Source organism: Streptomyces sp. NPDC088725 (genome assembly GCF_044751305.1).
GTDB lineage: Bacteria > Actinomycetota > Actinomycetes > Streptomycetales > Streptomycetaceae > Streptomyces.
Genome location: NZ_JBIVLO010000003.1, coordinates 92837 through 119509, shown reverse-complemented (window position 1 = coordinate 119509; position 26673 = coordinate 92837). Strand labels below are relative to the sequence as shown.

General features: G+C 69.6%; 22 protein-coding genes. 9 read left to right on the top strand and 13 right to left on the bottom strand.

All coding sequences use genetic code 11. The annotated features are described in order from the left end of the window. Positions 1–665: 665 nt before the first annotated feature. Positions 666–1703 (bottom strand): L-glyceraldehyde 3-phosphate reductase, encoded by a 1038-nt coding sequence (mgrA, locus tag ACIP6N_RS07520; protein WP_401813675.1) that lies wholly within the window; start codon positions 1701–1703, stop codon positions 666–668. A 164-nt stretch (positions 1704–1867) separates the two neighbouring features. On the opposite strand from mgrA, the gene ACIP6N_RS07515 reads away from it, so the two are divergent. The 4 genes from ACIP6N_RS07515 to ACIP6N_RS07500 all read left to right on the top strand — a co-directional run bounded on the left by ACIP6N_RS07515 (position 1868) and on the right by ACIP6N_RS07500 (position 7090). After that, positions 1868–2629: an isoprenyl transferase gene (locus ACIP6N_RS07515; RefSeq protein WP_401813674.1), complete on the top strand. Its 762-nt coding sequence runs from the start codon at positions 1868–1870 to the stop codon at positions 2627–2629. Positions 2630–3100: 471 nt separating this feature from the next. Then, positions 3101–4423 carry a PhoH family protein gene (locus ACIP6N_RS07510; protein WP_401813673.1) on the top strand — a complete coding sequence of 441 codons (1323 nt, stop codon included), beginning with the start codon at positions 3101–3103 and terminating at the stop codon, positions 4421–4423. Positions 4424–4795: 372 nt separating this feature from the next. Next, positions 4796–5515, top strand: coding sequence for a lytic transglycosylase domain-containing protein (locus ACIP6N_RS07505; RefSeq protein ID WP_401814387.1), 720 nt, complete (start codon positions 4796–4798; stop codon positions 5513–5515). A gap of 153 nt (positions 5516–5668) precedes the next feature. Next, positions 5669–7090: an AI-2E family transporter gene (locus ACIP6N_RS07500; protein WP_401813672.1), complete on the top strand. Its 1422-nt coding sequence runs from the start codon at positions 5669–5671 to the stop codon at positions 7088–7090. A gap of 31 nt (positions 7091–7121) precedes the next feature. Here ACIP6N_RS07500 and ACIP6N_RS07495 read toward each other — a convergent pair whose 3' ends face one another. The 3 genes from ACIP6N_RS07495 to ACIP6N_RS07485 form a co-directional block, all read right to left on the bottom strand. Continuing rightward, positions 7122–7706: a carboxymuconolactone decarboxylase family protein gene (locus ACIP6N_RS07495; protein ID WP_401813671.1), complete on the bottom strand. Its 585-nt coding sequence runs from the start codon at positions 7704–7706 to the stop codon at positions 7122–7124. Positions 7707–7789: 83 nt separating this feature from the next. Further along, the gene (locus ACIP6N_RS07490; RefSeq protein WP_401814385.1) at positions 7790–8080 is read right to left on the bottom strand and encodes a hypothetical protein; all 291 of its coding nucleotides are present in this window, start codon (positions 8078–8080) and stop codon (positions 7790–7792) included. Further along, complete coding sequence (locus tag ACIP6N_RS07485; RefSeq protein WP_401813670.1) at positions 8026–8961, bottom strand: SPFH domain-containing protein; 936 nt, start codon at positions 8959–8961, stop codon at positions 8026–8028. The genes ACIP6N_RS07490 and ACIP6N_RS07485 overlap by 55 nt, the downstream gene beginning before the upstream one ends. A 291-nt stretch (positions 8962–9252) precedes the next feature. Here ACIP6N_RS07485 and ACIP6N_RS07480 point away from each other — a divergent pair, with 291 nt between their 5' ends. Beyond that, a complete protein-coding gene (locus tag ACIP6N_RS07480; protein ID WP_401813668.1) occupies positions 9253–11487 on the top strand; it encodes a transglycosylase domain-containing protein in 2235 nt (744 codons plus the stop codon). A gap of 121 nt (positions 11488–11608) precedes the next feature. Here ACIP6N_RS07480 and ACIP6N_RS07475 read toward each other — a convergent pair whose 3' ends face one another. The 4 genes from ACIP6N_RS07475 to ACIP6N_RS07460 all read right to left on the bottom strand — a co-directional run bounded on the left by ACIP6N_RS07475 (position 11609) and on the right by ACIP6N_RS07460 (position 17729). Then, positions 11609–13090: a catalase gene (locus ACIP6N_RS07475; protein WP_401813667.1), complete on the bottom strand. Its 1482-nt coding sequence runs from the start codon at positions 13088–13090 to the stop codon at positions 11609–11611. A 146-nt stretch (positions 13091–13236) separates the two neighbouring features. Further along, positions 13237–15123 carry a SpoIIE family protein phosphatase gene (locus ACIP6N_RS07470; RefSeq protein WP_401813666.1) on the bottom strand — a complete coding sequence of 629 codons (1887 nt, stop codon included), beginning with the start codon at positions 15121–15123 and terminating at the stop codon, positions 13237–13239. A gap of 463 nt (positions 15124–15586) precedes the next feature. Continuing rightward, on the bottom strand, positions 15587–16279 hold the full coding sequence (locus tag ACIP6N_RS07465) for a DUF402 domain-containing protein (protein ID WP_401813665.1): 693 nt from the start codon (positions 16277–16279) through the stop codon (positions 15587–15589). A 52-nt stretch (positions 16280–16331) separates the two neighbouring features. Continuing rightward, positions 16332–17729 (bottom strand): class II fumarate hydratase, encoded by a 1398-nt coding sequence (locus ACIP6N_RS07460; protein WP_401813664.1) that lies wholly within the window; start codon positions 17727–17729, stop codon positions 16332–16334. 579 nt (positions 17730–18308) lie between these two features. On the opposite strand from ACIP6N_RS07460, the gene ACIP6N_RS07455 reads away from it, so the two are divergent. Further along, the gene (locus ACIP6N_RS07455; protein WP_401813662.1) at positions 18309–19136 is read left to right on the top strand and encodes a LuxR C-terminal-related transcriptional regulator; all 828 of its coding nucleotides are present in this window, start codon (positions 18309–18311) and stop codon (positions 19134–19136) included. A 46-nt stretch (positions 19137–19182) separates the two neighbouring features. On the opposite strand, the gene ACIP6N_RS07450 is transcribed toward ACIP6N_RS07455, so the two are convergent. Continuing rightward, complete coding sequence (locus ACIP6N_RS07450) at positions 19183–20847, bottom strand: fumarate hydratase (protein ID WP_401813661.1); 1665 nt, start codon at positions 20845–20847, stop codon at positions 19183–19185. Positions 20848–21170: 323 nt separating this feature from the next. Here ACIP6N_RS07450 and ACIP6N_RS07445 point away from each other — a divergent pair, with 323 nt between their 5' ends. Beyond that, a complete protein-coding gene (locus ACIP6N_RS07445) occupies positions 21171–21833 on the top strand; it encodes a DUF1707 domain-containing protein (RefSeq protein ID WP_401813660.1) in 663 nt (220 codons plus the stop codon). A 187-nt stretch (positions 21834–22020) separates the two neighbouring features. Next, the gene (locus ACIP6N_RS07440) at positions 22021–22392 is read left to right on the top strand and encodes a WhiB family transcriptional regulator (protein ID WP_401813659.1); all 372 of its coding nucleotides are present in this window, start codon (positions 22021–22023) and stop codon (positions 22390–22392) included. 162 nt (positions 22393–22554) lie between these two features. Here ACIP6N_RS07440 and glpX read toward each other — a convergent pair whose 3' ends face one another. Continuing rightward, a complete protein-coding gene (glpX, locus tag ACIP6N_RS07435) occupies positions 22555–23586 on the bottom strand; it encodes a class II fructose-bisphosphatase (RefSeq protein ID WP_401813658.1) in 1032 nt (343 codons plus the stop codon). A 123-nt stretch (positions 23587–23709) separates the two neighbouring features. Between glpX and ACIP6N_RS07430 the strand changes: the two genes are divergently transcribed. Continuing rightward, positions 23710–24240 (top strand): DUF4245 domain-containing protein, encoded by a 531-nt coding sequence (locus ACIP6N_RS07430; RefSeq protein WP_401813656.1) that lies wholly within the window; start codon positions 23710–23712, stop codon positions 24238–24240. A 123-nt stretch (positions 24241–24363) separates the two neighbouring features. Here ACIP6N_RS07430 and ACIP6N_RS07425 read toward each other — a convergent pair whose 3' ends face one another. The 3 genes from ACIP6N_RS07425 to xseA all read right to left on the bottom strand — a co-directional run bounded on the left by ACIP6N_RS07425 (position 24364) and on the right by xseA (position 26666). Next, positions 24364–24957, bottom strand: a complete 594-nt coding sequence (locus tag ACIP6N_RS07425; protein WP_401813654.1) for a malonic semialdehyde reductase — start codon at positions 24955–24957, stop codon at positions 24364–24366. Positions 24958–25071: 114 nt separating this feature from the next. Next, positions 25072–25332, bottom strand: a complete 261-nt coding sequence (locus ACIP6N_RS07420) for an exodeoxyribonuclease VII small subunit (protein ID WP_401813653.1) — start codon at positions 25330–25332, stop codon at positions 25072–25074. A 125-nt stretch (positions 25333–25457) separates the two neighbouring features. Then, complete coding sequence (gene xseA, locus ACIP6N_RS07415) at positions 25458–26666, bottom strand: exodeoxyribonuclease VII large subunit (protein ID WP_401813652.1); 1209 nt, start codon at positions 26664–26666, stop codon at positions 25458–25460. Between the last annotated feature and the right edge of the window lie 7 nt (positions 26667–26673).

Here is a 26673-nt window from a genome sequence, read left to right as displayed (position 1 = left end):
CGATGCCCACACGGACGGATCGCGGCGGCCACGCGCAGGGGGAGGCGGGGACGACGACAGCGATACGGGTGCCGAAGGGGTCTCCCGAGGCGGCTTCAGAGGGGCCTTCCCGGCCCCGCCAACTGCCGCGAACCACCCCGCGTGTCGCTCCTGTGGGTTACGGCGCGGTATGGCGAGTTCTCGCCACGCATTACCGCCAGAACCCTTACGTGGCCCCGGATTTGGGGCCACGTAAGGCACTCTCCTGATTCCGGAGAGTGATCAAATCGCCCTGCGGCGCGCGGCATCACTTACGAAGGGTTATGGTGGAAACCCCCCCTCGGGCCGGTCCGTATCCCCCCCACGGACCGGCCCGTTTTTGTGCCGTGAGCCGTGAGCCGTGAGCCGTGAGCCGTGAGCCGTGAGCCGTGAGCCGTGAGCCGTGAGCCGTGAGCCGTGAGCCGAGCGACCAGCTACGCCGCGAACCGACCCGCGGAGCGAACCGGGCCGACGAGCCCCGAGCGAGCCCCGGGAAACAGGCCGTTGACGGAAAGCAGGCCGTTGACGGCCCGGCGCCCAACACCCGGCACCCAACACCCGGCACCCAACACCCGGCCCAACACTCGCCCCAACACCCCGGCTCACAGACGCACCAGCCGTCTCAGCAGCCCGTCAGCCCACCCGCGTCACTTCCGTCCGGCCCAGATGTTGGTGCCCTCGGTGTCCACCGCGAAGGTGTCGATCTCCTCCAACTCCTCGGCGGACAGCGGCGCCCCGGCCAGCGCCTCGACGTTCTCGTCCAGCTGCTTGACGCTGGACGCGCCGATCAGCGCCGAGGTCATCCGCGGGTCACGCAGCACCCAGTTCAGCGCCAGCTGCGCGAGCGACTGACCGCGCCGCTGCGCGATGTCGTTCAGCCCGTTCAGCCGCCGCACGACCTCGTCGGACAGCAGGTCCGGGTCGAGGGACTTGCCCTGAGTGGCACGTGAGCCCTCCGGGATGCCCTTCAGGTACTTGTTCGTCAGCAGGCCCTGGGCGAGCGGCACATAGGAGATGCAGCCCATGCCGGCCGTCTCCAGGGTGTCGAGCAGCCGGTCGTCCTCGACCCAGCGGTTTATCATCGAATACGAGGGCTGATGGATGAGCGCGGGAACGCCCATCTCCTTGAGCAGCCTGGCCGCCTCGGCGGTCTGCTCCGCCTTGTACGAGGACACTCCCACGTACAGCGCCTTCCCCTGCTGTACGGCGGAGGCCAGCGCCCCCATCGTCTCCTCGAGCGGGGTGTCCGGGTCGAAGCGGTGGGAGTAGAAGATGTCGACGTAGTCGAGGCCCATGCGGTCCAGGGACGCGTCGAGCGAGTTCAGCAGGTACTTGCGGGATCCCCACTCGCCGTACGGGCCCGGCGTCATCCGGTAACCGGCCTTGGTCGAGATCACCAGCTCGTCCCGGTACCCGGCGAAGTCCTGCGCGAAGATCTTGCCGAAATTCAGCTCGGCGGAGCCGGCCGGCGGGCCGTAGTTGTTCGCCAGGTCGAAATGGGTGACACCCAGATCGAAGGCCCTGCGCAGAATGGAGCGCTGCGTGTTCAGTGCGTAATCGTCGCCGAAGTTGTGCCAGAGGCCGAGCGAGATCGCGGGCAGCTTGAGGCCGCTGCGTCCCGTGCGCCGGTACTCCATGGAGTCGTAGCGATTGTCGGATGCGAGGTAAGACGAGAAATCAGTCACACTTCCTGCTTATCACGGAGTTATGACACACCAGGTTGGGTTCCCGCGCCGGGCGCGCAGTAGTGTGACGGCTTCGGCGCCTGCGGGCGGCCCCGGCGGGCCCTGGATTTCCGGCAGCAGAGCAGCAGACCGGCCGGCCCGCACAGAATCGAGAGGGTGGACCAGTGAATCTGCGCGACCTGGTGTACAGGCTCTACGCACGCCGGGTGGAAGGCCGCCTCGACCACGCCCAGGTACCCAAGCACATCGGTGTCATCCTCGACGGCAACCGCCGCTGGGCCAAGGCGTCCGGCGGCACGGCGGTGCAGGGGCACGAGGCGGGTGCCACCAAGATCCTGGAGATGCTCGGCTGGTGTTCCGAGACCGACGTCCAGGTCGTCACCCTCTGGATGCTCTCCACGGACAACTTCGACCGTCCCGAGAACGAGCTGTTGCCCCTCCTCGGCATCATCGAGAACACCGTCCGCGCCCTCGCGGCCGACGGCCGCTGGCGTGTCCACCACGTCGGCACGCTCGACCTGCTGCCCGGACGGACCCAGACGATCCTCAAGGAGGCCGAGGAGGCCACCTCCGGCAACAAGGGCATACTCGTCAACGTTGCCGTCGGCTACGGCGGCCGGCAGGAGATCGCGGACGCGGTCCGCTCGCTGCTGCTGGACCACGCGAGCAAGGGCACGTCCTTCGAGGACCTGGCCGAGATCGTCGACACCGACCTGATCGCGTCTCACCTCTACACCCGGGGCCAGCCCGACCCCGACCTCGTCATCCGGACCAGCGGGGAGCAGCGTCTCTCCGGGTTCATGCTCTGGCAGAGCGCTCATTCGGAGTACTACTTCTGCGAAGTCTTCTGGCCGGCGTTCCGAAAAGTCGACTTTCTTCGCGCCCTGCGTGACTACGCGGCACGGCACCGCCGCTACGGAGCCTGACCCGGGCGCGGTAGTCGGTGTCCGAATCCCGACCCGACCGGATCGCGACAGCCGAGAGACCGGATCGCGACACCGGACCGAGAGACCAATCCGCGGCACCTGAGCGCGGCCGCACCGCCGCACCGGACCGACGCCCGGCCCGCGGCCGCCCCCCGGTCCCGCCGCGGCCCCCTCAGACCCGTTAACCCGAGATTCACCCGCCGTCCCGCCCATGACCCGGCATGGCGGCGGGTGTTCGAGGGAATACCTCCAGCAGGTCGGCGTCCGAAAAGCTCCGTAAGAGGACGCCGCATCTCAGTGGACGGCATGGGGCCGTCCGCCCGGGAGGCCCTTTGCACCAGGACGACCGTGCGCAGACAAGCACGGGCGACGTGGAGGGCCGGAGTTCGGCCCGCGCTTGGGGCCCGAGCCCGGCCCACCCGCCCGCGACGCCGTCGCTCCCCAACCTCATCCGAGGGGGTTCGTCCTTCCGTGGTGACCAGTACAAAGCGCCGTATGCCTGACAGGCGCACCTACGTTCTCGACACCAGCGTCCTGCTGGCCGATCCGAACGCCATGTCCCGCTTCGACGAGCACGAAGTGGTGCTCCCGATCGTGGTGATTACGGAATTGGAGGCCAAGAGGAGCCATCCGGAGCTCGGATACTTCGCCCGGCAGGCCCTGCGCCTGCTCGACGACTTCCGCATCCGGTTCGGCCGTCTCGACGCCCCGATTCCGCTCGGCGGTCTGGGCGGCACGCTGCGCGTCGAGCTCAACCACTCTGATCCCGGCATCCTGCCCGCCGGCTTCCGCTTGGGGGACAACGACTCACGGATTCTCGCGGTAGCGCGCAACCTCCAGGCCGAGGGGTACGACGTCACCGTCGTCTCCAAGGACCTGCCGCTGCGCATCAAGGCGTCATCGGTCGGGCTCCTCGCCGAGGAGTACCGCGCCGAACTCGCCATCACGGATTCCGGCTGGACGGGGATGAGTGAGCTGTCGCTCTCCGCCGATCAGGTGGACCTCCTCTTCTCCGAGGAGACCCTCTATGTGCCGGAGGCGAGCGAGTTCCCCGTGCACACCGGGCTCGTGCTCCAGTCCGAGCGGGGCAAAGCGCTCGGCCGCGTCACACCGGAGGGCAACGTCCGCCTCGTACGGGGCGACCGCGAGGCCTTCGGGATCCACGGCCGCAGCGCCGAGCAGCGCATCGCCCTCGATCTTCTCCTCGACCCGGACATCGGCATCGTGTCGATGGGCGGCCGGGCGGGCACCGGCAAGTCGGCGCTCGCTCTCTGCGCGGGCCTGGAAGCCGTCCTGGAGCGCCGTCAGCACAAGAAGGTGATGGTCTTCCGGCCGCTGTACGCGGTGGGCGGTCAGGAGCTGGGCTATCTGCCCGGCACCGAGGCCGAGAAGATGAGCCCGTGGGCGCAGGCGGTCTTCGACACGCTGGGCGCCGTGGCCGGCCGCGACATCATCGAGGAGGTGCTGGGGCGCGGCATGCTCGAGGTGCTGCCGCTCACGCACATCCGCGGCCGTTCCCTGCACGACGCGTTCGTCATCGTGGACGAGGCCCAGTCCCTGGAGAAGAACGTACTGCTGACGGTCCTCTCCAGGATCGGCGCCAACTCCCGCGTGGTGCTCACCCATGACGTGGCGCAGCGCGACAACCTGCGGGTCGGGCGGTACGACGGAATCGTCGCCGTGGTGGAGAAGCTGAAGGGCCATCCGCTCTTCGCGCACGTCACCCTCACCCGGTCCGAGCGCTCGCAGATCGCCGCGCTCGTGACCGAAATGCTGGAGGACGGCCAGATCTAGTACGGAATACGGCAGTTGGGCGCCGTCCGGCAAGGCTGAAAAGCCTAGCCGGGCGGCGTCGCCGCGCGCGGGTATTTCCGGAAAAATCGCGGGGCAAACGGGGTGTGAAGTATCCCACGCAACGGATAATTGCCTTGCGGCGTCCGTGTCGGGCAGAGTCTTGCTTTCGTCAGGCCCCCGCATACGGCACCCACGCGCCTCCACAGGCGCGGCACCACACAACTCAACAACCGCCGCCGTATGCCGCCCGCGTACTACGCGGCCGCCCCCGTCAGGGGATCGCCGCACCGGGTCCGCGTCTCCCGTGACCTGAGCAAGAGGGAGACCAGCGCAAGGGGCACGATTTCGTCCGTGAGGTCACGCAGGCGGACGATGCTGGAAGGACACCGTGTGAGCCGGATTTCGGTCCGGGGATTCGCCGTGGCGTCAGCTACTGCGGTCACCACCGTCGGCGCCGTCGTTGGCGTTGCCTCGGGCGAGCCCCAGCCCTCGAACGACAACATCGAGACGACCGCGTCCGACGCGACGCTCCTCTCGGACATCCCCACGGGTCAGCAGGCGCAGGTGCAGACCGCGTCGCTGGCCCAGCAGGCGAACGCGCAGGCCGCGGCGGCCGACGCGTTCGCGCAGAAGTCCGCGGAGGAATCGGCCCGTATCCAGGCCGCCAAGGACGCCAAGGCCAAGAAGGAAGCGGCCGACGAGAAGGTCGAGGCCGAGAAGAAGGCGGCAGAGGCGAAGAAGGCCGCCGAGGCCGAGTCCTCGTCGCTGGTCTCCCTCTCCGCCTCCGCGGGCGGCTCCTACTCGGTCGCCGATGTCCAGGCCATGGCCCGGCAGCTCATGCCCGCCGACCAGTTCCAGTGCTTCAGCAACATCGTGTCGCGGGAGTCGGGCTGGAACTACCAGGCCCAGAACGCGTCTTCCGGCGCCTACGGTCTCGTCCAGGCGCTTCCCGGCTCCAAGATGTCCTCGGCCGGTGCCGACTGGCAGACCAACCCGGCCACCCAGATCAAGTGGGGCCTGAGCTACATGGACGGCCGCTACCAGAGCCCGTGCGGCGCCTGGTCCTTCTGGCAGGCCAACCACTGGTATTAGACCGACCGCCGGATCGGGCCGACTGACGGCCCTCACGGCGCTCAACCCCACGAAGCCCCCTGCCGTCTTGGCAGGGGGCTTCGCGCGTGTACGTTTCGATTCGAATGACTGGGCGGGTGCGTGAACAACATGTCGGGGGGAAGAGGGGAATTCATGTCAAGGGTGCCGGCGTGGCTTGGTCAGGTGGGTGCGGAGCTGACCCACATGGGAGAGCGCTTGGAACAGCGCAAGGCCGAGGCCGAACGCGGCTCGGCCCACGAACCCGTTCCGGAGGTCATTCCGCCGCCCGTGCCTGTCCCCGAGACCCTGGCCAGGAACGAGCCCGAGCCCGTCGCCGCCATCCCCTGGGGGATCAGGGTCGCGGGTGAGGCCGCCTGGCGGCTTCTCGTCCTCGCCGGGACCGTATGGGTGCTGATGCGGGTCATCAGTGCCGTGCAGCTCGTCGTACTGGCCTTCGTCGGCGCGCTGCTCATCACGGCACTGCTCCAGCCCACGGTCGCCCGCCTCAGACGAATAGGTCTGCCGCACGGCCTCGCCACCGCCGTGACCGCGATAGCCGGGTTCGTGATCATCGGACTCATCGGCTGGTTCGTGGTGTGGCAGGTCATGGAGAACGCGGACGACCTCTCCAGCCGCGTCACGGACGGCATCAACGAACTCAAACACTGGCTGCTCGACAGTCCGTTCCATGTGACCGAGGATCAGATCAACGATGTCGCGCAGAGCCTGAGCGACGCCATCGGCACCAATACCGAAGAGATCACGAGCGCCGGGCTGCAAGGCGTGACCGTGATCGTCGAGCTGCTGACCGGCATCCTGCTCGCGATGTTCTCGACGCTCTTCCTGCTCTACGACGGCAAGCGGATCTGGCAGTGGACGCTCAAGCTCGTCCCGGCGGCGGCCCGTCCGGGCGTGGCGGGCGCCGGTCCGCGCGCCTGGCACACCCTCACCGCCTACGTGCGCGGTACCGTCATCGTCGCCCTGATCGATGCGATCTTCATCGGTCTCGGCGTCTACTTCCTCGACGTTCCGCTGGCCGTCCCGCTGGCCGTCTTCATCTTCCTGGGCGCCTTCATCCCGCTGGTCGGTGCGGTCGTGTCCGGCGCGCTGGCCGTGGTGGTCGCGCTGGTCACCCAGGGGGTCTTCACGGCGCTGATGGTGCTGATCGTGGTCCTCGCCGTCCAGCAGATCGAGGGCCACATCCTGCAGCCCTTCATTCTGGGCCGCGCGGTCCGGGTGCATCCCCTCGCCGTGGTCCTCTCCGTCGCCGCGGGCGGTCTGGTCGCCGGTATCGGTGGCTCGGTGGTGGCGGTGCCGCTGGTGGCGGTCTCCAATACGGTCGTCGGCTACCTGCGCAGGTACAGCCTGGAGCACTCCGCACGGCACGTACCGCCGCAGGGCGCGGGCGGCGGTGCGGTGGCGGAGGAGCCGTCCGCCGAGACACCGGAGCCGCCGGAGCCACAGGGCCAGTCCCAGGGGCAGTCGGAGGGCAGGCCGCAGGGTCAGTCACCGGGCGGGGCACAGAGTCAGTCACAGGGCCGGCCGCAGGGACACGCCGGAGAAGCCACGGAGTAGCGCGGCGGGCGGCATGCGGCCGGCAGCGCGCCTACGCGTCGCCGGCCCGGCCGGTACCCTCCGGCCCGCCGCCCGGTCCCCCGACCTCCGCGAGAACCGCCTCCGCGTCCAGCGTCGTGCCGACCGCCTGGATCACGGACGCCACCTTGAAGGCTTCCTGGACCGTCTCGCGGGACACCCCCGCCCGCCGCAGCGCCTGTTCATGGGCGTCCAGGCAGGCTCCGCAGCCGTTGACCGCGGAGACCGCCACCGACCACAGCTCGACGTCCACACCGTCCACACCGTGACCGGCCGGAACGGCCGTACGCAGCCCCGGGCGCAGCGATCCGTACTCCGGGTCCGACAGCAGATGCCGGGTCCGGAAGAAGACGTTGCTCAGCGCCATGACGGCGGCCGTCGACTTGGCGGCGGTGTACGCCTCCGGGGAGAGCCGGGCGGCCGCCTCGGCCGCCAGCGGGCGCAGTACTCGCGGCGACCGCGAGGCGATCGCACAGGCCAGTACGGTGCCCCACAGTTGCTGCGGGGTCAGCGTGCTCCGGCCGATGACGGACGTGAGGTTCAGCCGCAGGTCCCTGGCGTAGTCCGGCAGCGCGGCGGCCAGCTCATCGAGTGACATGACATCCGATGGTGGCACAAGCGGGACGCCGCTGAAGGCGGCCTCGCGCCGGCCCCCGCCGCCCCGCCCGCGGAGTCGGCGCCTCATTCCGCGCCCGGCGCGGGACCGCTCCCCTGCGGCGGGTCCCCGGTGACCTTCGGCGGCCTGCCCCGGCGCGGGATCGGGGCCGTGTTGCCGGGGAGCCGTCCCGCCTCCTCCAGGGCCCGGCGGAGCAGGAATTCGATCTGCGCGTTGGTGCTGCGCAGCTCGCCCGAGGCCCAGCGGGCCAGGGCTTCGTACACCGCCGGATCCAGTCGCAGGAGGACCTGCTTGCGTGTCGTCACTGGTAGAGCGTGCCCGTATTCACGACCGGCTGAGCGGCCCGGTCCCCGCAGAGCACGACCAGCAGGTTGGAGACCATCGCCGCCTTGCGCTCCGAGTCCAGCTCGACGATGTCCCGCTCGGTGAGCCGGGTGAGCGCCGTCTCGACCATGCCGACCGCGCCGTCCACGATCTGCCGGCGGGCCGCCACGATGGCGCCGGCCTGCTGGCGCTGGAGCATCGCGGAGGCGATCTCGGGTGCGTACGCCAGGTGCGTGAAGCGTGACTCGATGATGTGGACGCCGGCCGCCTCCACCCGCGCGTGCAGTTCGACGGCGAGCTTCTCGGTGATCTCCTCGGCGTTGCCGCGCAGTGACAGGCCGCCCTCGTCGTGGGCGTCGTACGGGTACTCGATCGCGATGTGCCGTACGGCGGCCTCGGTCTGGGTGGAGACGAACTCCAGGAAGTCGTCCACCTCGAACAGCGCCTGGGCGGTGTCCTCGACGTTCCAGACCACGACCGCGGCCAGTTCGATCGGGTTGCCGTAGGCGTCGTTGACCTTCAGGACCGCCGTCTCGTGGTTCCGTACGCGGGTGGAGATCTTGACCCGCGAGGTGAGCGGGTTGACCCAGCGCAGCCCGTCGGTGCGGATCGTGCCCCGGTAGCGGCCGAAGAGCTGGACGACCCGCGCCTCGCCCGGCGCGACCATGTTCAGCCCGCTCATCGCGAAGAACGCGGCGACGCCGAGCAGGATGCCGACCACGATGAGTGCCGCTTTCGCGCCCGCCGAGGTGACGGTGGCGCCGATCACGATCAGGCCGATGCCGACGGCGAGTCCGACGAGGCCGAGCAGCAGGGCGAGCCCGCCGCCGATGCTGTGCGCGGCCGTTTCCCGGACGCGTGGCTCGGGCATCTGGGGCAGTTCTTCTATGGGTGCGTTGCTGGTGGAAGCCATGGTCGTCCCCGTTTCAGGTGTTTGTCATGCCATCCGATGATGACTATCAAAGTGATACCACATTAATCTCCTTCGCAACCCTCCCAGGTCGTTATGGGTCGGTTCCAGTGGAACGGGTGCGGAAGCTCACGTCCTGAAAAGAACTGATCAGCCTGCTTTGTCACAGCGAGCGGTGTTAGCTTTCTGAGCTGATCCGGGCGACGGAGGGCTGGCGGCAAAGCGCTGTACGGGAGAGCCGCGAACGAGATCTGCGGGACGACGGACGACATGTGAGAGCGGAGCGGCAGACGGATGGGCCGAGCTGAAGAGAGACGAGCCCGGCAACGGGGTACGCGCCGGGTGCGAAAAGAGGGCGGCATACGCGGCTTCTTCACCCTCAGGAAGCTGTTCGGCACCTTCATAGGGCTCTGCCTGCTCGCCATGGGCGCCTTCGCCGTGATCTACCTGACGGTCCCCGTGCCGAACGCCAACGCGCGGGCCGAGATGCAGAGCAACGTCTACAAGTACAGCGACGGCACGGTCCTGACGCGCACCGGTGACGTCAACCGCGAGATCGTCGGTCTCGACGAGGTTCCCAAGGACGTCCAGCGGACCTTCGTCGCGGCCGAGAACAAGTCCTTCTACACGGACTCCGGCGTCGACATCAAGGGCACGGCCCGCGGTCTGCTCAACACCCTGTCCGGCAAGGGCAAGCAGGGTGGTTCGACCATCACCCAGCAGTACGTCAAGAACTACTACCTGAGCCAGGACCAGACGGTCAGCCGCAAGCTCAAAGAGCTGGTGATCGCCCTCAAGGTCGACCAGAAGAAGAACAAGAGCGAGATCCTCGCCGGGTACATCAACACCAGCTACTACGGGCGCGGCGCGTACGGTATCCAGGCCGCCGCCCAGGCGTACTACGGCATCGACGCCGAGCGGCTGAACGTCGCGCAGGGCGCGTACCTCGCCGCGCTGCTCCAGGCGCCCAGTCAGTACGACTGGGGCGTGGCCAGCGACCGCGCCAAACAGCTCGTCACCGCGCGCTGGAACTACGTCCTGGACAACATGGTCGAGCAGCACTGGCTCGACGCGTCGAAGCGCCAGGGCCTGAAGTTCCCCGTGCCGCAGAAGCAGAAGGCGGCTCCCGGCATGGAGGGCCAGGCCGGCTATCTGGTCGAGGCCGCCAACCAGGAGCTGGTACGGCAGGGGGTCAGCCAGGAGCAGATCGACGCGGGCGGCTGGACCATTACCCTCAACATCGACGAGAAGCGCCAGAAGGCCCTCGTCGACTCGGTGAATAAGCAGCTGGAGGACAAGCTCGACCGTAAGGAGAGCGAGGTCGACGCCCGGGTGCAGGCCGGGGCCACCTCGGTCGACCCGAGGACCGGGGCCGTGGTCGCGATGTACGGGGGAGTCGGCGCCACCGAGCACTGGGTCTCCAACGCGACCCGCGCGGACTACCAGCCCGCCTCCACCTTCAAGGCCGTCGTGCTCGCCTCCGCGCTGGAGAACGGCGCGAAGACCCAGGACGGCAGGAAGATAGGCGCCGGCACGATCTACGACGGCACCAGCAAGCGGCCCGTCGTGGGCAGCGACACCCCCTTTGCCCCGGAGAACGAGGACGACACCGACTACGGCCGCGTCTCCGTCCAGCAGGCGATGAACAATTCGGTCAACTCCGTCTTCGCGCAGATGGTCGTGGACGCCGGACCCGCGCAGGTCAAGAAGACCGCGCTCAGCCTCGGCATGAAGGACGACGGAAAGAGCTTCCCGGAACGGCCCGCGATCGCACTCGGCACGATGGACGCCTCCACGCTCCAGATGGCGGGGGTGTACGCGACGCTCGACAACCACGGCATGAAGATCACGCCCGCCGTCGTGAAGTCCGCCGAGCACAAGAACACCGAGGTCGACCTGGAGAATCCGGTGGGCAAGCGGGTACTGAGCCGCCAGACGGCCGACACCGTCACCAAGGTCCTCGAAGGCGTGGTCGACCACGGCTCGGGCGCCGCCGCCCACACCTCCGCGTACCAGGCGGCGGGGAAGACGGGCACCTCGGAGAGCAACAGGTCCGCCTGGTTCATCGGCTACACGCCCGAGATCACCACGGCCGTCGCGCTGTTCGGTGAGGCGCCCAAGGGCGGCGGCCAGGTCACCCTGACCGGTACCGCCAACTCGGGCCGGGCCAACGGCGGCGGTTTCCCCGCCAGGATCTGGGCCGACTACACGCTCGCCGCGCTGAACGGCGGCTCGAACGCGGCATTCGACCTGGACGTGCCGAAGCTCCCGCCCCGGGTGCCCAGCAGGGCGCCGAAGCCCAGCGCCACGGCGGAGACCCCGAGCGCGTCGCCCACCCCGTCCCGTACACCGCGGGAGCCGCGGCCCAGCTACACACCGCCGACCGCACCGGCCCCGCCGAGCTACACCCCGCCGGCCACCCCGCCCGAGCAGACCCCGCCGGCCTCGTCCCCGCCGCCGGAGCCCGGTACGGAACCCACCCAGGGCGAGGAACAGCCCGCCGGAGGAATCCCCTTCCCGGGGCGGTAGTTGCCAGGCGGTGGTTCCAGGCCGGTAGTTCTCGGGAGGCAGGCCGGGACGACCGGCGCGCAAAGCGGCCCCGGCTGACGCACACGCGTGCGTCAGCCGGGGCCGCTCCGCCGTACGGGGGTCAGCCGCCGTTGACCTTGGCGGCGATCCGGTCACCGACGTTCTTGTCGATGTTGCGCCAGTACTGGAGCGCCCGGTCGAGGACCGGCCTGCTCACGCCCTGCGCCAGGTGCCCCGACACGTTCCCGACGAGCCGGTCGCGCGCCGCGTCGTCCAGCACCTTGCGGACCTGCGTGCCCGCCTGGCCCCAGTCGTCGTCCTCGCTGCGCAGCTTGTACGCCTCGCGCACCATCTCGCCCGCCGAGGCCCAGCCCGCCGGGTCGCCGAAGCGCTGGAAGTCCGCCGCGGGACCACCGTACGAATTGGGCGCGTACGGCATCGAGGCGTTCGACGCGGTGTACCGCATCGGCCCGTCCTTGGAGAACGAGTTCACCGGCACATGCGGCCGGTTGGGCGGCAGCTGCGTGTAGTTGGGCCCGATCCGGTAGCGGTGCGTGTCCGGATACGAGAACAGCCGGCCGAGCAGCATCTTGTCCGGGGACGGGCCGATGCCCGGCACCATGTTCGAGGGCTCGAAGGCCGCCTGCTCGATATGGACGAAGAAGTTGTCCGGGTTCCGGTTGAGCGTCATCCGGCCGACATCGATCAGGGGGTAGTCGCCGTGCGGCCACACCTTGGTCAGGTCGAACGGATTGAAGCGGTAGTCCGGCGCGTCGTCGAACGGCATGACCTGGACCTTCAGGCTCCACGTCGGCGCGTTCCCGGACTCGATCGACTCGTACAGATCACGGCGGTGGTGGTCCGCGTCGGAACCCGCCATCGCGTCGGCGTCCGCCTGCGTGAGGTAGTCGATGCCCTGGTCGGTCTTGAAGTGGTACTTCACCCAGAACCGCTCGCCCGCCGCGTTCACCCACATATAGGTGTGCGAGCTGTAGCCGTTCATGTGGCGGAAGGACTTCGGGATGCCGCGGTCGCCCATCAGCCACGTCACCTGGTGCGCGGACTCGGGGGAGAGGGTCCAGAAGTCCCACTGCATGTCGTTGTTGCGCAGCCCGGTCGCGGGATGGCGCTTCTGCGAGCTGATGAAGTCCTGGAACTTGATCGGGTCCCGTACGAAGAAGACCGGCGTGTTGTTGCCGACCATGTCGTAGTTGCCGTGTTCCGTGTAGAACTTCAGCGCGAAACCACGCGGGTCACGCCAGGTGTCCGGCGATCCCATCTCACCGGCGACCGTGGAGAAGCGGGCGAGCATCTCTGTCGTCTTGCCCGGCTGAAAAAGATCGGCCTTGGTGAACTGGCTTACGTCGTTGGTCACTTCGAAGACACCGTAGGCGCCCGCACCCTTGGCGTGAACCACTCGTTCGGGGACCCGTTCACGGTTGAACTGGGCCATCTTCTCGATGAGGTAGTGGTCCTGCAGAAGAATGGGGCCGTCGGAGCTGACGGTGAGCGAGTGTTCGTCGCTCTCCACCGGAATGCCGACGTTGTTGGTCGTGTACGGCGCCTTGGGGGATGTCTCAGTCACGAGCGTCCTCCCGTCCATTGAAGGCCCGGGGTGCCGGAGGCGGACCCGGGGATGGCAGCGGTCACCATGACCGCCTGCCCCAGTCAACTCCGCCGACACCCCGTCGGCAACATGTGGACCTTGTCCACCTTTGCCCCGGGTCCTCGTCGGGAGGCCGGTCCTCGCTACGTACGGGTCGCGATCTCGAACCAGACCACCTTGCCGGTGGAAAGGCGCGTCGCTCCCCAACGCCTCGCCAGCCGGTTGACCAGGAACAATCCCCGGCCGCCCTCGTCGGTGTCGCGCGCCCGCCGCTGTCTCGGCAGCTGCGGCGAATCGTCCCCGACCTCGCAGCGAAGTACGTCCGTACGGAGCAGCCGCAGCGTCACGGGACGCTCCGCGTACCGCACGGCGTTGGTGACCACCTCGCTGATCAGCAGCTCGACCGAATCGCTCATCTCCTCCAGGTCCCAGCGGGCGAGCGCCTTGCGTGCCAGCCGCCTGGCCCGGCCCGGCGCCGCGTCCTCCGGCTCCAGGAACCAGTACGCGACGTCGCTCGGCGCGATCCCGTCGAAGCGGGCGGCGAGCAGCGCGATGTCGTCGTCGCGGTCACCGGGGCCGAGTACGTCGAGCACGTCGTCGCAGAGCGCTTCCAGCGGCGGCGCGTGGTCGGGGCCCGTGAGCTGCGCGGTGGCGGCCAGCCGCTCCCGCAACTGCTCGATGCCCGTCCACACGTCACGCACCCGCGACTCGACGAGACCGTCCGTGTACAGCAGCAGGGTCGCTCCGGCGGGCGCGTCCAGCTCGACGGCCTCGAAGTCCACGCCGCCGACGCCGATCGGCGCCCCCGGCGGAACCTTCAGCACCTCGGCGCGACCGCCCAGATGCAGCAGTATGGGCGGCGGATGGCCCGCGTTGGCGATGGTGATGCGGTGCGAGACCGGGTCGTACACCGCGTAGAGGCACGTCGCCATCCGGTCCGTGCCGAGCCGCTGCGCCTGCTCGTCCAGGTGGTGCAGCACCTCCTGCGGCGGCAGATCGAGACCCGCGAGGGTCTGCGCCGTGGTCCGCAGCTGGCCCATGATCGCGGCCGAGGTCATGGAATGGCCCATGACATCGCCGACGACCAGCGCGACCCGGCTGCCGGGCAGCGGGATCGCGTCGTACCAGTCGCCGCCGACACGCGCGGTCTCCGCGGCGGGCAGGTAGCGCGAGGCGAGCCGTACGCCGGTCGGCTGCGGAAGGTTCTCCGGGAGCATCGTGCGCTGCAGCTCGTCCGCGATGTACGCCTCACGGCCGTACAGCATCGCCTTGTCGATGCCCAGCGCCGTGTGCGTCGCGAGCTGCGCCGCGACCAGCAGGTCGTTCGGCTCGAAGGCGGCACGGTCGGGCCTGCGCAGGAAGACGGCCGCGCCGATGACCCGCCGCCGGCCGCGCAGCGGCGCGAGGATCGCGCGGTGCCCGGTCGGTACGGTGCGGTCCTCGCCCAGCAGCTCGGGCAGCGCGGCACGGGCCGCCGCCGAGTCGCCGAAGACCGGACGGACCCCGCGCAGCACCTCGCTCAGCGCCCCGCCGGAATGCACCTCGCACAGCTCGGCGGCCGGCATGACGTCGGACTGCGGGTCGAGCACCGGCAGCCGCGCACCGTCGGAGACCAGCAGCGGGATGCCCGCGGCCGTGTCGGCGTCCTCGTCGGTCAGCCGCAGCCGGTCGGTGCGCCGCAGCCGCAGCACGAACGGCGACACCGGGCGCTCGTCACCGACGGGCAGCGGGTCGCGCAGATAGACGAGTATCGCGTCGGAGAACGTCGGCACCGTCGCCCGGCACAGACCGAGCACGATCTCGTCCAGATCTATGCCGCGCGCGATACGCCGCGTCGCGGCCCCCACGAACCGCAGCCGGTCGCCTTCGCGCCGGGCGGTCACGGTGGGGTCGAGCGCGGTGCCTGGCGTCGTCGGCAGCGCGGGCTGCGGAACGGCGGCGGCCGCCGTCTCGTGCCTGGGCCGGGTGCGCTCCTGCGACCTGGCAGCCAGGGGCTGCCGGCCTTCGTGGGAGGTGGGCTGCTCCGTCACGCGTGGGATTCCGTCCGTCCGGGCCGGTGGTGCGATGCGATCGCTTCAGCTGGCGAGGTGCTCTGCCGGGGTCTCCACCGCGAACGACAGCCGCCGCTCGACCCCGGGCTTCCAGGCGAAACTACCGCTCGGCAAGCGGTGTCGACAGGGTGGACGCCATCCCGCACGGCTCCACCCCCCTCGTAGCGACTTTAAGGTGTGACTTACGGTCAGATCGCCTTCCGGAGGACGATCCTACGGTTGAACCCCCGTGGCAACGTCAAGGGTCTCACGACGGCGTATACGCCAGAACGCGATCTCGGCCCCGAATTGCGTCACTTCATGGGTAACGGACGGACCGCCCCAAGGTTCTCGGGAAGCCCGCTCTGTTCGAAACAGCCCGTCCGCCGGGCATCCGCGTGCGCGACAGCGCCACGCCTGACGGCCTGTTGGGCGCGAAGGTGCCGGGACTTCCGCGGCACGCCTACGGCGTCCGGACCGGGCCCGGGGGCCGGGAGGCCATCTGGGGCGGGGTACGGGACCAGTCCGCGGGGAGTTCGGGGACCGGCCAGGACGGGTCCGGGCGCCAGTCCTCCCAGCCGTCGGTGAACGGTGCGGACCAGGCGGTGATCGTCTTGAGCACCGCGCGTCCTGCCTCCTGGACGCGGCGGGCCTGGTCCTGGGTCATCAGGCCGTCCTGCTGCGCCTGCGCGAACTCGTCCTCGTCGCGCCAGCGCCAACTGCGGTCCGGGTAGACGTTGATGTCCAGGAAGTGGTCCTCGGAGTCGATGCCGCCGGCCCAGCGGGTGCGCGGCTCCTCCAAGTTCACGTACCAGGCCTGGAAGCGCCAGTCACGCTCCCACCACAGCCACACCGACCAAGGCTCGCCGGGGCGGGCCAGCTTCAGGACACCCATGCCGTACCACCGGTCGCGCACCAGCGTGCGCGGGGTGGTGTAGCGGGTGGCCAGCGGCTCGTGGTGGACCGGGGCGCCGTTGGCGAGGGCCGGGCGTACGCACTCCGTGCCGGGCGCCAGCCATACCGCGAGCACCTCGTCGGTGTCCTTCACCACCGTGACAGGACGGCAGATGTGTATGCGATCCGCTGCGTTCTGCCGGTATCGCCACAGGATCTGAGTGCCGGGCGTCCATTTCCCGATCGGTTCCGTCTCTGTCATGCGCAGATCCTAAAGGGGACACTCCGTTCGCGCTGCGGGCCGGGAGGGGGATTTACGGACGCGTCATCCGCAGGACATCCAGCGCTTCGTCCAGTTGTTCCAGTGTGAGATCGCCGCGTTCGACGTATCCCGAGGCCAGCACCACCTCGCGGATCGTCTTCTCCTCGGCGAGGGACTTCTTGGCGACCTTCGCGGCTTCCTCGTACCCGATGTACTTGTTCAGCGGGGTGACGACGGAGGGCGAGGACTCCGCGTACGCGCGGGCCCGCTCGACGTTCGCCGTGATGCCGTCGACCGTGCGGTCGGCCAGCAGCCGGGAGACGTTGCTCAGCAGCCGTACGGATTCCAGCAGGTTCTTGGCGATCACCGGGAGCATCACGTTCAGCTCGAAGTTGCCGGCGGCACCGGCCGCGGCGACCGTCGCGTCGTTGCCCGTGACCTGGGCGGCGACCTGGAGCACGGCCTCCGGGATGACCGGATTGACCTTGCCCGGCATGATCGAGGAGCCCGGCTGGAGATCCGGCAGGGTGATCTCGGCCAGTCCGGTACGCGGCCCCGAGGCCATCCAGCGCAGGTCGTTCGCGATCTTGGTGAGCGAGCCGCCGAGCGTACGGAGCTGGCCCGAGGTCTCCACGAGTCCGTCGCGCGCGCCCTGCGCCTCGAAGTGGTTGCGCGCCTCCGTCAGCGGCAGCCCGGTCGCGCGCGCGACCTCCGCGATGACGGCGGCCGAGAACCCCGGCGGGGTGTTGATGCCGGTGCCCACCGCCGTACCGCCGAGAGGCAGTTCGGCGAGGCGCGGCAGCGAGGCGGCCAGCCGTTCCACGGCGTACCTGATCTGCGCGGCGTAACCGCCGAACTCCTGGCCGAGCGTGACGGGCGTGGCGTCCATCAGGTGCGTACGGCCCGACTTCACGACCTCCTTGAACTCCTCCGCCTTGCGCTCCAGCGCGAGCGCCAGATGGTCGAGCGCCGGGATCAGCTCGCCGGTGACGGCGGCCGTCGCGGCGATGTGGATGCTGGAGGGGAAGACGTCGTTGGACGACTGCGAGGCGTTGACGTGGTCGTTCGGATGGACGGTACGGCCCAGCCGCTCGGTGGCGAGCGTCGCGAGCACCTCGTTCGTGTTCATGTTCGAGGAGGTGCCGGAACCCGTCTGGAAGACGTCCACCGGGAAGTGCTCGTCCCAGCGGCCGTCAGCGACCTCGGCCGCCGCGTCCTGGATAGCGTCCGCGACGTCCTTGTCGACCACCCCGAGACCGGCGTTGACCTTGGCGGCGGCGGCCTTGATCCGGGCCAGGGCCTCGATGTGGGCCCGTTCCAGGCGCTGGCCCGAGACCGGGAAGTTCTCCACCGCGCGCTGCGTCTGGGCGCGCCACTTGGCGTGTGCGGGCACCTGTACCTCGCCCATCGAGTCGTGCTCGGTCCGGTACTGGCTCGCGTCGGTCGTCATGGTTGTCGTACCTCCTGAGGGGGTCAGCGTTCGTCCGGAGCCATGTGTTCCCCGTCGCCGGGCGACTCCAACAGCCCCGCCCGGCCCTGCGGCGGACAGCGCAGGCCGTGACGTGGACAGTTCAGGCCCTGACGCGGACGGTTCCGACCGCCGGGGCAGGGCGCGGCGGCCAAGGCGATGAGCGCGACGGAGCAATACCGCCGACCCGCCTTGTCCCCGCCGCCGAACCCACTTCCCCCTTCGTGCGCCGTCCGGGCAACCCCTGTACGCCCGGCTGAGCTACCACGAGGAATCGACAACGCCATTGACCGGTCCACGTGTTGTCCGTGAGACCGGTGCCGCGTGTCACTCATTCATAATGGGTGAGCACACGCTGTCACGGGGTGAGGGCAGGTATGTACAAATGTAATCTGCATACTTGTGAAGGATGATCATTCCAGTACAGGGGCATGCGATTGCCATGAATCATCGCGGGACCGGCCGTGCGGAAAGGCCCTGGCGGCCTATCGGAAAGCGCTGGTCGACGGCGCCCTTCCGCAGGGGGAGACCCCCGACTGCCTGCGCGCTCTGAATCTGGTCGTGGAAGACGGCGACAGACCGGGGCTCGTCATGCCCGCCTCGCCCGAGACCGCCTCGTTCGCCACGCTCGGTCCGATGGAAGAGGCGCTGGTGGAGCACCAGCGGAGTCTGCGCTCCACCCGTTCGGCCCTCTCCGCCTTCGAGACCCTGTACACGGACGTGCAGCGAGTGGAACAGCCGGTCTTCACCCGGCTTCTCGGGGCCGCCGTCATCCGGCAGGCGATCGAGGCGGCGGTGGCCAACTGCCGTGAGGAACTGCTGACGATGCAGCCGGGCGGCAGCCGTCCACCGCGCTCCCTGGACGAGGCGCTGCCTCCGGTGCTGAAACTGCTGCGGCGCGGTGTCCGGCAGCGGACCGTCTACCAGCACACCGTACGGTCGGACCCCGCGACGCTCGCGTACATCGAGCAGGTCACCCGGGCGGGAGCCGAGGTCAGGACGCTCGCCGAGATCGTCGACCGGGTCATCATCTGCGACCGGACGGTGGCGTTCATCCCGTTCTCCGAGGAGCGGCATCTCGCCCTGCGGGTCCAGCACCCGGCCCTGATCCGCTTTCTGGGCAGGTGCTTCGAGGACGCGTGGGCGCGCTCCGTCCCCGTCGGACCTGCCGGCGAGCCGCCGCGCAGTCCTGTCATCACGTCGGATCTCCAGCGGACCATTCTGCTGGCGGTGGTCAACGGGGAGACGGACGCGTCGATCGCGCGGCGGATCGGGATGAGCCGTCGCAGTGTGGCGGAGCACATGCGCCGGGTGTCGGAGCAACTGGGCAGCAACAGCCGTGCCCAGCTGGGCTACTTGCTCGCCACCTCGGGGCTGCTCGACCCCTGAGCGCGGCCGGGCCCGGCCGCGCTCAGGGGTCGAGCGCCGCATACGGTCAGACGAGGCCGGGGCCCCGGACCGGGATGGACGTGAAGGTGGGGGACGGGGCCGGCTCGGTGAAGAAGTCGTTGCCCTTGTCGTCCACGACGATGAACGCGGGGAAGTCCTCCACCTCGATCTTCCAGACCGCCTCCATACCCAGCTCCTCGTACTCGACGACCTCGACCTTCTTGATGCAGTCCTGGGCCAGCCGCGCGGCGGGGCCGCCGATCGAGCCGAGGTAGAAGCCGCCGTGCGTGTCGCAGGCGCTGGTGACCTGCTGGGAGCGGTTGCCCTTGGCGAGCATGACCTTCGAGCCGCCCGCCGCCTGGAACTGCTCCACGTAGGAGTCCATCCGGCCGGCCGTCGTCGGGCCGAAGGAGCCGGACGCGTACCCCTCGGGCGTCTTCGCGGGGCCCGCGTAATAGACCGGGTGGTCCTTCAGGTACTGCGGCATCTCCTCGCCGGCGTCGAGCCGTTCCTTGATCTTGGCGTGCGCGATGTCGCGGGCCACGACCAGCGGTCCGGTGAGCGAGAGGCGGGTCTTGACCGGGTACCTGGTCAGCTCGGCGAGGATGTCGTCCATCGGCCGGTTGAGGTCGATCCGTACGACGTCGCTCTCGTCCAGGTGCTCGTCGGTGGTCTCCGGGAGGAAGCGCGCCGGGTCCGTCTCCAGCTGCTCCAGGAAGACGCCCTCGGCGGTGATCTTCGCGACGGCCTGGCGGTCCGCCGAGCAGGAGACGGCGATCGCGACCGGCAGCGAGGCGCCGTGGCGGGGCAGCCGTACCACCCGTACGTCGTGGCAGAAGTACTTGCCTCCGAACTGCGCGCCGATCCCGATCTTCTGCGTCAGCTCGAAGACCTTCTCCTCCAACTCCTTGTCACGGAAGCCGTGTCCGGTGGGGGAGCCCTCCGCGGGCAGCTCGTCCAGGTAGTGCGCGGAGGCGTACTTCGCGGTCTTGAGCGCGAACTCCGCCGACGTACCGCCGACCACGATCGCCAGGTGGTACGGCGGGCACGCGGCGGTGCCGAGCGAACGGATCTTCTGCTCCAGGAACTTCATCATGGCGCCCTCGTTGAGGATCGCCTTGGTCTCCTGGTAGAGGAACGACTTGTTGGCGGAGCCGCCGCCCTTCGCCATGAAGAGGAACTTGTACGCGCCTCCGTCGGTCGCGTACAGCTCGACCTGCGCGGGCAGGTTCGAGCCGGTGTTCTTCTCGTCCCACATGGTGAGCGGGGCCATCTGCGAGTAGCGCAGGTTGAGCTTGGTGTACGCGTCGAAGATGCCGTGCGACAGGGCCTCTTCGTCGCCGCCCTCGGTGAGGACCTGCTGTCCGCGCTTGCCCATGACGATCGCGGTGCCGGTGTCCTGGCACATGGGGAGGACGCCCGCGGCCGCGATGTTCGCGTTCTTCAGCAGGTCGAGCGCCACGAACTTGTCGTTCGAGGACGCCTCGGGGTCGTCGACGATCCGGCGCAGCTGGGCGAGGTGCGCGGGGCGCAGGTAGTGCGAGATGTCGTGCATCGCCTCGGCGGCGAGGGTACGCAGCGCCTCCGGCTCGACCTTGAGGAACGTACGCCCGTCGGCCTCGAAGGTGGAGACACCTTCGGAGGTCACCAGCCGATAGGGGGTGGTGTCCTCTCCCAGCGGGAGAAGATCGGAGTACGCAAACTCTGGCATTACGGCCATTCCTCACTCGAAAGACGGCGGCGCGGCCTCCGTTGGCGGCGCGCACTCCAGCGTAGGCCGCGCCGGAGGCGCCTCCGCTGTGAGGTAGGGCTCAGTTCCGCCGGGTACGGAGGGCTCCGCCGCGTACGGGGGGAACGGACGGGAACGCACCGCTTCGGCCGGGGCGGGGGCCGGCCGGGTCCTGGTCTCGTCCGGCCGGGGCCCGTATCTTGTCCGACCGGGTCCCGGCCTCGTCCGGCCGGCTTTCGCGGGTCGGCGACATCGGTGAGGTCAAGCTCTGGTCGCGATCTATCGCGTCTCGCTAGGCTGGGGCCGTGGACCTCGAAAAGCACCCCAAGAAGCCGGTCGCGCCGACGGAACCGGCCGGGATCCGGGCCTCCGACGCCGACCGGGACCGGATCGCGGACATCCTCCGGGAGGCGCTGGCGGAGGGCCGCCTCGACGCGGAGGAGCACGCCGAGCGGATCGACTCCGTCTACCGCGCCAAGACCATGGGTGAACTGGAGCCGCTGGTGCGGGATCTGCCGGTGCCGGGCGCCGGCGGACGGACCGCAGCCGGCTCCACGACCTCCGCGTACGCCTACGGTCCGCAGGACCCGCACGCCTCGGCCGAGGCGGTGGTCGCCATCTTCAGCAGCGCGACCCGCAAGGGCCGTTGGCGAATCGGCGCCAAAACCAATACGTTCGCGCTCTTCGGCAATGTCGAGATCGACGTCACCGAAGCGCTTTTCGGACAACGCACGAGCGTGATCAACGCGACCTCCATTTTCGGCAGTGTCGTCGTGCGTGTCCCGGAGAACCTGACGCTGCGCGGCCGCGGTGTCGGGATCTTCGGCAATTTCGACGTGGTGACCCTGGAGGACGGCGACCCGAACGCTCCGGTCATCGAAGTGCAGGGCTGCTCGGTCTTCGGGAGCGTCGAGGCGAAGCCCAAGCGGGGCAAGCGCATCGCGGATCTCCGTGGCGGATCCCGTTGAGGGTTGAGGCTGCTGACCGGCTTCGGTGATTTCCGGCCAGAGCCGTACGGCCGCGACTGCCCGCGCGCGATTCCGTGCGGCGTTCCGGACTCCGGGACCGGGCGCCACTCAGTGCATGGGCGCGCGCACAGCGGGTAGGGAAAGCTGCATCGTCTCTTGCTCGCGTAGCCGTCGTCAGGAGTGGACCGTGCTGCAACCGCCGCATCAGCCCCTGCAGGTCGCCGCCGTTCCGTCCCAGCGGAGTCCCGCTCGGGAGGATCAGGCCGGTCCCTGGCATTCGGAGGCCGTGTGCCGCCGGGATGAAGCCGGGTTGTTCTTCGCTCCCTCCAAGGAGCCGACAGCTTCGCGGCTGTCGCGGGAGGAGGCCGCGAAGCGGGTCTGCGCCCGCTGTCCCGTCATGGTCGAATGCCGGGAGCACGCGCTCGTCCAGCCCGAGCCCTACGGCGTGTGGGGCGGACTGACCGCCGCTGAGCGCCGCGTGGTGCTGGCCCGCCGCAGGCGGCGCGACGTGGAGCTGCGGCAGGCGGCGTCGGCGGGCCGGGTCGCCGCGGCCGGCTGACGCCTCGTACGTACGCGAGGGGCGCCCTCGCCGCACAACGGGAGCGCCCCCTCCGTACACCGGCTGATCCGGCGGTGCCCGCACGTGCCCGCGTGAGTGCTGCGAGTCGCGTACGCGGCACGGACCCGGTGGAGAGCCGGTCGGACTGCCCGCGCCGGGTGCCTACTTGGCGCGGTCGAAGTCGACCGTGCTGTACGCCCTGAGCTTCGACAGCCGGTGCGTCGAGTCGATCTGCCGGATCGTGCCGGACTTGGAGCGCATCACCAGCGACTGCGTGGTCGCGGTCTCCGCGCGGTAGCGCACGCCGCGCAGCAGCTCGCCGTCGGTGATGCCGGTGGCGACGAAGAACACGTTGTCGCCGCTGACCAGATCGTCGGTGGAGAGCACCCGGTCCAGATCGTGCCCGGCGTCGATCGCGTGTCGCCGCTCCTCGTCGTCCTTGGGCCAGAGCCTGCCCTGGATGACACCGCCGAGGCATTTGATCGCACACGCCGAGATGATGCCCTCGGGTGTGCCTCCGATGCCCATCAGGAGGTCGACGCCGGTGCCGTCGCGCGCGGCCATGATCGATCCCGCGACGTCACCGTCCGAGATGAACTTGATCCGGGCGCCGGTCTCGCGGATCTCCTTCACGATGCCGTCATGGCGCGGCCGGTCCAGGACGACGACCGTGACGTCCTCGGGGGAGGAGTGCTTGGCCCGGGCGACCCGGCGGATGTTCACGGAGACAGGCGCGTTGATGTCGACGAAGTCGGCGGCCTCGGGGCCGGTCACCAGCTTGTCCATGTAGAACACCGCGGACGGGTCGAACATCGCCCCGCGGTCGGCGGCGGCGAGCACCGCGATGGCGTTCGGCATCCCCTTGGCGTTGAGGGTCGTCCCGTCGACCGGGTCCACGGCGATGTCGACCTCGGCGCCGGTCCCGTCGCCGACGTGCTCGCCGTTGAACAGCATCGGCGCCTCGTCCTTCTCGCCCTCGCCGATGACGACGACGCCGTTCATCGACACGGTGGAGACGAGGGTGCGCATGGCGTTCACGGCGGCGCCGTCCGCGCCGTTCTTGTCGCCGCGCCCGACCCACCGGCCGGCCGCCATCGCGGCGGCCTCGGTGACCCGGACGAGTTCGAGGGCGAGGTTGCGGTCGGGCGCCTCGGGAGACACCTCAAGGGGAGAAGGCAGTTGATGTTCGGGCATCGGACCGTACCTTTCTGTACGACGACGGCCGGAAAAGAGGGTGTTACGACTCTATCTGTACACCGACAATATGAGCAGAGGGGCCCACGTATGAGCGGACGGGCCTGATGCGACGATGGTGGGGTGGCAGGTAACCGAGGCAGACAGACAGTGCGGGACATGTTCCTGTCGATGGCGGTCATCGGGGCCGTCGTCGCGGCGATGTACATCTTCATCCCGCATGACGACAAAGCGGACCCGGTCAAGGCCGTCGACTACCGGGTCGAGCTGTTGACCTCACGGCGTGCGGCTCCGTATCCGGTGGCCGCGCCCAAGGGTCTGGCCGGCGAGTGGACGCCTACGTCGGTCTCGTACGAGCGGCGGAACAACGACGCCTGGCACCTGGGCTTCCTGGACCCGGACCGCGAGTACGTCGCGATCGAGCAGTCCACGGCGCCGGCGGGGAAGTACATCGCGGAGGTCAGCCAGCAGGCGACGGACACGGGCGAGACGCAGCAGGTCGCGGGCGAGGCCTGGCAGCGCTGGAAGGGCCCGAAGTACGACGCCCTGGTCCGCAGGGACGGCGGAGCGACGACGGTGGTGACCGGTACGGCGTCGTACGAGCGGCTGGCGGAGATGGCGGCGGCGCTGGAGTTCGAGAAGACGGCGAACTGACGCCCGCACCGCGGGGGATTCTCCGACGGTCTGTGGCGCCGTCCGGGGCGCGTGCGTACGCGGAAGGCCGCCGCCCCTCGGAGGGGTGGCGGCCTTCGTGCCGTTTGCCGCGTGCTCGGCGTCTCAGACGGTGGTGACGACGTCGTCGAAGGGGAGGCGCGGGTTGCGCGCGGGGCTCCACGCGTCCTCGCCGGGCTTGCCGATGTTGACGATCATCAGCGGGGTGTGGTCGTCGTCGAGGAATTCCTTCTGGACGCCCGCGAAGTCGAAGCCGGTCATCGGGCCGGCCGCGAGGCCGGCGGCGCGGACGCCGACGATGAAGTAACCGGCCTGGAGCGAGGCGTTCATCGCAGCGCTGCGCTCACGCGTCGAACGCTCGCCGAAGAAGACGTCCTTCAGGTGCGGCGCCTGCGGGACCAGGCGGGGAAGCTCCTCGTGGAACTCGTTGTCGGCGGCGAGGATCGCCACGAGGGGCGCGGCGCCCGTCTTCGCCCTGTTGCCCTCGGCCATGTGCGGCAGCAGGCGCTCGCGGGCCTCGGCGGAGCGGACCAGGACCACGCGCAGCGGGGTCTGGTTGAAGGCGGTGGGGCCGTACTTCACCAGGTCGTAGATCGCCTGGACCTGCTCCTCGGTCACCGGCTCGTCGGTGAACGTGTTGGCGGTGCGGGCGTCGCTGAAGAGGAGTGCCTGGGTGGCGGGGTCAAGAACGAGGGACATCGGGGTATGGCCTTCCGAGCGCGCAAATTGCTTAAACGTTCAAGGGCACCGTACCGCTGTGGTGTTCGGATTATTTTTGAAATCGGCCGCTCGTGATCGGGCTCACACCCGGCCTCAGCGGTTCCCGGGGGATTCGTCCGGATCCGCGTCGGGCGTCGTGAGCGAGGCGTCCAGCCGGGCCCTGGCACCCTCCAGCCAGCGGCGGCACACCTTCGCCAACTCCTCGCCGCGCTCCCACAGGGCCAGCGAGTCCTCCAGGGTCGCGCCGCCCGCCTCCAGCCGGCGTACGACCTCGATCAGCTCGTCCCGCGCCTGCTCGTAGCCGAGCGTGCTCCCGGCCGCGCCGGCATCCGTCCTGGCATCTGTACTGGCCATGCGATCCACCCTACGAGCGTTCTACGACGATGACGATGACGATGTAATGACTGTGACGACCGCTGCGACGACAGCTGTGACGGCTGCGACGACGGCCGGGGCCTGCCCGGCCCCCGCCCCGCCGCTCACTCCCCGACCCGCACGGTGAACTCGCCCTCCGCGACCCGGGCCCGCAGCTCATCGGCCGCGGAGACGTCCCCGGGCGACCGTACGACCGTCCCGTCCGGCCGCTGGAGCACCGCGTACCCCCGCTCCAGCGTCGCCGCCGGCGACAGCGCGACCACGCGGGCCAGCGTGTGGGACAGCTCGGAGTCGGCGCGGTCGAGCAGATGCCGCAGCACCCGCCTGCCCCGGTCGGCCAGCGCGGCCACCTCCGCCTCGCGCTCCTCCACCATCCGCTGCGGCCGCTCCATCACAGGCCTGGCCAGCGCGTGCGCGAGGCCGCGCTCCTCGCGGTCGAGCAGCCCCTGCACCGTCCGCAGCGCGCGGTCGCGCAGCGCCTGTACGCGGTCCAGCTCCTCGCCCACGTCGGGAACGGCCTTCTTCGCCGCGTCGGTCGGCGTCGACGCCCGCACGTCCGCCACGAGGTCGAGCAGCGGCGAGTCCGGCTCGTGCCCGATCGCGGAGACGACGGGCGTCGCGCACGCGGCCACCGCGCGCACCAACTGCTCGTCCGAGAAGGGCAGCAGATCCTCCACGCTGCCGCCGCCGCGCGCCACGATGATCACGTCCACCTCGGGCAGCGCGTCCAGCTCCCGCACGGCCTGGACGACCTGCGTGACCGCGTTCACCCCCTGCACGGCGGTGTTGCGGACCTCGAAGCGGACCGCCGGCCACCTCCGGCGCGCGTTCTCCAGGACATCGCGCTCTGCGGCGGACGCGCGCCCGCAGACCAGGCCGATGAGCTGCGGAAGGAAGGGCAGCGGCTTCTTGCGTTCGACGGCGAACAGCCCCTCGGCGCCCAGGGACTTCTTCAACTGCTCCAGGCGTACGAGCAGTTCACCGATCCCCACCGGCCGTATCTCCGTGGCCCGCAGCGACAGCTGCCCGCGCGGCGCGTACCACTCCGGCTTGGCCCGCACCACGACGCGCGCGCCCTCGGAGACCACGTCCGCGATCGCGTCGAAGACCTGGCGGAAGCACGTCACGCCGACCGAGATGTCGTGCGAGGTGTCCCGCAGCGTCAGGAACACCACCCCCGCGCCCGGCCTGCGCGACAGCTGCGTGATCTGACCCTCGACCCAGACCACCCCGAGCCGGTCGATCCACCCGCCGATGAGCCGCGACACCTCGCCCACCGGCAGGGGGGCGTCAGCGGACGTGTTGAGAGCCATGTACGTG